Raw genomic sequence first — 471 nt, forward strand, 5'->3', positions numbered from 1 at the left:
TCGGCCTGCCGATCAGCGGCATCAACATGGCCTACGGCAATTCCGGCACCACCGGGTCGTGGGATGCCGATGTGCTGATCACGCTCACCCCCGACCATGATCCCACCGACGACTATGTCCGCACCCTCCGGACGGAACTGCCGCGCCTCTATCCGGGCACGACGTTCTCGTTCCTGCCGGCCGACATCACCACACAGATCCTGAACTTCGGGGCGCCCGCGCCGATCGACGTGCAGGTCGCCGGACAGGATCCGAAGGCCACCCGCGCCTACGCGAAGAAGGTGCTGCAGCGGATCAAGCTGGTCACCGGCGTCGCCGACCCGCGCATCCAGCAATCCGACAACGAGCCGACCCTGCGGGTGGATGTCGACCGCACCCTCGCCGACGAGACCGGGCTGACCGAGGAGAGCGTGACCGACACGCTGCAGACGACGCTCGCCGGCAGCATCCAGACCGCGCCGATGTTCTGGC

The 471-nt window shown here is 67.5% G+C and carries 1 protein-coding gene; it reads left to right on the top strand.

Features of this window, described 5'->3' with window-relative positions; genetic code table 11:
* Nucleotides 1-471, top strand: a 471-nt coding sequence (locus B8460_RS20655; protein WP_048863506.1) for an efflux RND transporter permease subunit, incomplete at both ends; no start/stop codon positions are given.

The sequence above is a fragment of the Acidisphaera rubrifaciens HS-AP3 genome, assembly GCF_000964365.1.
GTDB lineage: Bacteria > Pseudomonadota > Alphaproteobacteria > Acetobacterales > Acetobacteraceae > Acidisphaera > Acidisphaera rubrifaciens.